The sequence below is a fragment of the Paraliobacillus sp. X-1268 genome, from assembly GCF_003426095.1.
GTDB lineage: Bacteria > Bacillota > Bacilli > Bacillales > Amphibacillaceae > Paraliobacillus_A > Paraliobacillus_A zengyii.
Window position 1 is genome coordinate 44640 of the sequence record NZ_QJSK01000020.1, and the last position, 6000, is coordinate 50639.

Sequence of the window (6000 nt, forward strand, 5' to 3'; positions counted from 1 at the left end):
AAACCGCTACAAGTGACTTAGCGATGATTGAATCATGATTTTAATAGATGACTCGGTTGTATAAGAGAACTATTTTGGTCCTTATTTTCTTATACTATTTACCTGCCAGTAAGTTGAACAATTGCAGCGACAGTTTGTTCAACTATTGCCCCCGTTTGTTCAATAAGATTGAATTCATTTGGTATTTTCATTATTTATTTTTTTATTCCTCATAATACTATGAATGACCAATCCGACTAAAAAGATAAATAATACTGTAAATACTATCCCAGAGCCTATTTCCTGATTACTATAGTTTCGATAAGCATAAAGTGCCATCGAGATAGAACTTATTATTAAAGCCAATATTATTAACGGATGGATTTTAACCTTTTCCACGAAACCTCTCCCCTTTCTTATTCAATAATCCTGGCCTTTACTTGAATAAGAATATAGGAACAATCGAAGCGACCAGTCCTTATTTACTAAAGAACCCGTTTATTTAAGTATATAGATTAACAACTACCTGTTAATTGTAATATCTTTCTCAAAAAACACTCGCAAAAACGTAATTTTTCAATATACAAATTAATTTTGAATGTTAAGCCACTCTACTCCATCTTTGAGGTTTTCTGCAATATATTCAATTTTTATATCTTTTATTTTGTCATAGTGTTCATTTAATGCTGATTGACCTGCCCCTGTTTTTACAAGTATTTTAATACATTTGACTTTAGCACCAGCTAACATATCACTCCATCTGTCCCCAATGACTACACAATTTTCCAAGTTTAAATTATATTTTTTTGCACCGTTGATAAGCATAGCTGTATTTGGCTTTCTGCAAATGCAACCTTCACTATGGCTATGTGGACAGATAAAAACATCATCGAAACCAAATCTAATTAGTTCCTCAGTAAAGTCCTGTATAGTTGCTTTCCTTTCTGAAATCCCTGGTTGATTGGTAAATGAGAATAATTTTACACCAGCTTTCTTTAGTTCATCTATCAAATTTTGTGTGTATGGAAATAATTCAAATGTTCCTGGATAATGTACAGTGTCATCTCCTCCAATTGTTCCATCTCTGTCTAAAAATATAGCTTCTATTTTCCGTTCATTTTTCATTAGCTCTTCTCTCCCTGTACATGTACTTACTAAATATTTACATGAAAATTTAAATGTCTTTTGATTAGGCGTCTTATTGAAGTAAAGCACCCATTACTTTAATAACTTTTTATATATTCTTCTCGTAAAAGACCGTACACATCTTCATGTTTTTGCTTTATTTCGTTCTCATTTTCTTTACATTTATTATCATTAAAGCACAAACTATTATTGATGTGATGTATAAAAAGATAGAGACAATAGGTTTATGCAAGAAACTAATATCATTTGAATGAAAAGAATACCAATATAGAAGGACTAAAAATATAAATGGTGATAGTGTTTTCATATATTCACCTCATTTCCTTTCTTTCATATAACTATGTTTTTAATCATTTACTTTTTTTAACTAAATACTTCGTTAGTGAAACAAGGGTGCATTCACCTTATTAAAGTAAAGGCACCCGTTTGTTTAAGTGTTTTTCTTCACAAGTAGCTATTCTTTATGTGCCTGTTTTGGATAAATTAAAACATTATCAACAAAAATATTGCAATTTACTGTGAACCAACCTCCAATGCTTACTTTAATATTTTCAGTGAGATCATTACTGCTTTTTAAGATACCAGTCAAAGTCGCTCTTGTTAGTCCAAGACCAATATTTACGTCTTGTAACTTTCCATCAACATATAACTTTTCCCCATTAAACCAAGTATTCACTACTTGAATTTGGTGTCCTTCATACGTAGCTTTAAATACTTTTTTCATTTTAAAATCCCTCCTATCCCTTGCTATAAACACAAATTAGATACAAAAAAGTTTAAAATTTTCTTTTAATTAACTTGTTATAGTGCCGCACCCGTTACTTTAAGTGTATTTCTTCTGTTTTACTTACATAAGCGTCCCTGTCTTACTGCAGGAACGCTTCCATTAATCAATGCTGTGAACTATTTAATAATAAAAACCGAAACAAAACCTGCGATTATTACACATATAAAAATAAACCCATATGTATCAGTAAAATCTTTCTTCTTGTTTAAGTCTCCTAAATCTTTATCTTTCTTGTCCAAATTCATTTTTATAACCTCCCTTATTCAACATTCCTGCGGCGTTACTTCAATAAGCAATAAGAGCTGTCAAATAGACAACTCCTTGTTCTACTAAAGCACCCAATAGTTGAATAAAAAGTTAGATATAATTTGAAAACACGAGAATAATAATAAACATAATTAAGTAAGGAAAACCGAATGTTGCAACAACTAATCCAACATATCTATCTTCACGTTCATCACTTGGATTTGAATTAACATTATACTCTTTTCCTCGAATTAGAGTTCTCAAAAATAATGCTGAAATTATTACAGTTCCAATCGAAATTACAGCTGTTACTTTCAAAAATAACTCAATACTAAATATCGAAATTATTGCTATTAAACCTAGTGATATTAATCCATATAAAAATGATTGTTTCAAACTTCCACCCTTCCATTTTAATTTCCTTTTAATAGCTATTACGAATCTTTATCAAAAAAGTTTCAATCATATCCCACATACCTGTTAATACAAAAGGAGATGCCAATCAATAACTCATTGTTCAGCTCTTGCTACCCGTTACTTTAAGTACAATAGTTCACAAACTCATAATACTACTATTTTATACAACAAAAAGGCTCCAAAGTAAGTGCCTTTTGTTTAGTTTATCTTTTAAATCCACCTTCTGAATGTATAATCTGACCTGTAATCCAATCTGCTTCATCACTCACTAGAAATTTAATGGTTTTTGCAACATCTTTTGGTTCCCCCATTCTACCAAAAGGAAACATCGGTTTTAATTGAGTTTTTATTTCCTCTGTCATCCAGCCAGTATCAGTTGGACCTGGATTTATTGCATTGACTGTTATACCTAACGGGGCTAGTTCAGCCGACAATGTAATAGTTAGAGCATCAATAGCTCCCTTTGTTGTTGCATAAGCTAATTCACCAGGCATTGGTCCTTGAAACTGACCTGAAGTAATATTGACTATTCTTCCACCTGATTTCTTATCAAACCTTTGAGCAAATATACCACTCAATAATGTCGTCGCACGAACATTTACCAAGTAATGTTTATCTAATACTTCGGCAGTTAAATTAGAAAAATCGTTATTAGTTGAGTAAGCTGCGTTATTAATTAAAATATCAGGATAGCCAAGTTGGTCAACAACACTTGTTAGAAGTCGTTCAGCTGCATCTTTTTCAGTTAAATCTAACTCCATACATGACACCTTAACTCCTTTTTGCATTAATTCTTTTTTTAACTTTAATGGTTCATCTAATTTAATACTCCAAGGCATTTTTTTATCATATTCCGTCCAATAAGTAAAAAAGATATGATAACCCGTCTCAGCTAACTCCTTACAAATAGCTGCTCCAATTCCTTTAAGACGGCTTACACCTGTAATAATTGCAATTTTATCTTTTAATTGGTTCATTATAATATTCCTCCAAATGAAGGACGCATAAATAAGGTCAACAGGAGATATAATTGTCCCACTAAAAAGCCAGACACATAAAAGGTATCCATTCTTTTAAAAAGGGTTTTTGAAACCAAATAATGCAGTCCTTGAGTGATTATAGATAGTCAAATAACCCTCATTAATGAGAGTAAAAATTAATCTATCCAATTTCTAATCATTACAAGTTCATCCACATTAGAATCTTTATCCCCTTTCAATATATTTCCACTGTTTTATTTTAACAAAAAAAGAAAATATCACAACATTAAATTTAAGTGCAATTTTATGTTGTTCTAATTCAAGTAACTCCCCCTTCGTTTAACATCATTTTTTACAAAAAAAGAGCTGCAACATTGCAACTCGTAATTTTACTAAAGCACCCATTAGTTGAATAAGCTCATTTGTTTCCTATACCAAATCAGGGTATAAATCACTCAACACTAAAATTTTCTTTTTTATTTCAGCTCTTAACTGTATGGGTTCAACTACTTTTGCATGCTTTCCCATTTGTATGAAATAGTCAGCCAAAAAGTCTATTTCTGTTTCACTTATTGAACCCTTAATGACTCCATATCCTTTACTGTCTATTGATATTTGATAATATAGCGAAAGATTAGATTTATATTTTTCTAAACCTTCTGGTGTTAATTCCACAATAAGCTCATACTCTTTTTTTGTTGTTAAAATGTTAATAATATCATTTAAGTTGGTTTCTTTTAGATTCATCTTGTCATTTCTTACACTTAATCCGAGCTCTGATATTCTATCGCAACGAAAAAGTCTAAATTCCTTCCTAAGATAACAATACGAAGGACAATACCATCTTCCATACTGAGAAAATAATCCAACTGGTTGAATTTCTCTTTTAACCCCCAAGTAAGAAATCCAAAGCGGCTCATTTCCTATTGCCGCCATAAACAGCTCTTTTAATAGGGGACTTTCTTTACTCTGATTATCTATTTTAAAATCAATCTTGTTTTTGATTAAATCAATTTCATCTTTCATCTTTCCGTTTAGGTTCAGATAGAATTTTTTTATGATTGAATTATATTCCGATTCAAAAGGTAGGCTAATAAAGTGTTTTAAAGACAAAAGAGCAAAAAAGATAGAGAAAGTTTCCTCTTTTGTAAAAGAGACAGCAAGTAGATTCTTTTCTTCCAAAACTTGATATCCACCATTAGCTCCTACCTTTGAAATTAATGGAACCCCTAAAATACTTAGTTCTTCTAAATCCCTAAGAATCGTTCTTCTTGAAACATTAAATTCATTTACTAAATCATCTACCTTAAACTTTTTGACTCGATTAATATACAACCTTAATTCATTTAATCTAATTGCCTTACTCAAGATTTTCATCCTTTTCTAATTATGTCATCATTTGTCACTATTACATTATATACTGAAGACAGTATCGAGTTAAGAGAATTTTCATAATTAAATTAGGAGGAAGTATTATGCAGAAAAAAGCTTTAGTAATAATTGATATTCAAAATGACATGACAAAGAATTACAAAGATATCATTGACAATATCAACAAATCAATTGATTGGGCGGTCGAAAATAATATTCATGTTGTTTATATAAGACATGAGAATTTGTCATCAGGGACGAGAACTTTTAAAACAGGTACACGAGGTGCCGAATTAGCTCCAGATTTGAAAATAGTATCAGAAAATGTTTTTACAAAATATAAAGGAAACGCATTAACAAGTGTAGAATTCACAGACTTTATTAGTAAAAATGAAATAGACGACTTCTACCTCACTGGAGGAGATGCTATTGCTTGTGTTAAGTCAACTTGCTTTAACTTACGTAAATCAAACTATGGGGTTAGTGTACTATCAGATTGCATTACCAGTTATGATAAAAAGAAAATTGATGGTATGATAGACTATTATGAAAGTAAAGGAAGCGAGATAATTTCTTTGAATGACTTAGTGATTTAAGAGTTTTCAGGTCCATTTAATCGTCCAGAGGGCAAGGGTACGAGTTTGTCACAGTTCCAGAATTGTTGAATATTCCATTTAAGAAATAGAATATATCTCTTACATTTACCTTTAATATTTTCTTGAAGGCTTTTTCTGCAATACTATTTGGGGTACCATCAACATGTTTACAAAAAGCACATTTATTGCATTAAAAAAGAAGACATATTCCCTGGGCTAAAGGGAATATGTCTTCTTTTTTAAGACACTCAAACTCTCAACAATTAATAACCATATTTTCTTCCCCATATCACTACCCCAATCACTGATTACTGACACTCTATATAGTCGCTATTATTATTTTTCTTATTGATACAGATAGGTAAGGGTTTGAAGTTATCGCTCCCTTTTCCCCCTGTTCACACCGTACATGCGACTTTCACCGCATACGGCGTTCCAACTAATCCAATTCATTCAATTCTATGTATTATTAGATTTG

At 31.1% G+C, this 6000-nt stretch carries 7 protein-coding genes; 1 reads left to right on the top strand and 6 read right to left on the bottom strand.

Annotated features, from left to right (window positions below; genetic code table 11):
* Nucleotides 1-567: 567 nt before the first annotated feature.
* The 6 genes from D2K62_RS15940 to D2K62_RS15960 form a co-directional block, all read right to left on the bottom strand.
* A complete protein-coding gene (locus D2K62_RS15940) occupies nucleotides 568-1104 on the bottom strand; it encodes an HAD-IIIA family hydrolase (protein WP_117161744.1) in 537 nt (178 codons plus the stop codon).
* A 475-nt stretch (nucleotides 1105-1579) separates the two neighbouring features.
* Entirely contained in the window at nucleotides 1580-1849 is a 270-nt protein-coding gene (locus D2K62_RS15945; protein ID WP_117161745.1) for a hypothetical protein, read from the bottom strand.
* A gap of 179 nt (nucleotides 1850-2028) precedes the next feature.
* Nucleotides 2029-2157 carry a hypothetical protein gene (locus tag D2K62_RS19325; RefSeq protein WP_255421376.1) on the bottom strand — a complete coding sequence of 43 codons (129 nt, stop codon included), beginning with the start codon at nucleotides 2155-2157 and terminating at the stop codon, nucleotides 2029-2031.
* A 112-nt stretch (nucleotides 2158-2269) separates the two neighbouring features.
* On the bottom strand, nucleotides 2270-2554 hold the full coding sequence (locus tag D2K62_RS15950; RefSeq protein WP_117161746.1) for a hypothetical protein: 285 nt from the start codon (nucleotides 2552-2554) through the stop codon (nucleotides 2270-2272).
* A gap of 224 nt (nucleotides 2555-2778) precedes the next feature.
* Nucleotides 2779-3555 (bottom strand): SDR family oxidoreductase, encoded by a 777-nt coding sequence (locus D2K62_RS15955; protein WP_117161747.1) that lies wholly within the window; start codon nucleotides 3553-3555, stop codon nucleotides 2779-2781.
* A gap of 429 nt (nucleotides 3556-3984) precedes the next feature.
* Complete coding sequence (locus tag D2K62_RS15960) at nucleotides 3985-4923, bottom strand: helix-turn-helix transcriptional regulator (RefSeq protein WP_198671314.1); 939 nt, start codon at nucleotides 4921-4923, stop codon at nucleotides 3985-3987.
* Between the two features lie 107 nt (nucleotides 4924-5030).
* Between D2K62_RS15960 and D2K62_RS15965 the strand changes: the two genes are divergently transcribed.
* Nucleotides 5031-5522 carry a cysteine hydrolase family protein gene (locus tag D2K62_RS15965; protein WP_117161749.1) on the top strand — a complete coding sequence of 164 codons (492 nt, stop codon included), beginning with the start codon at nucleotides 5031-5033 and terminating at the stop codon, nucleotides 5520-5522.
* The last annotated feature ends 478 nt before the right edge of the window (nucleotides 5523-6000 follow it).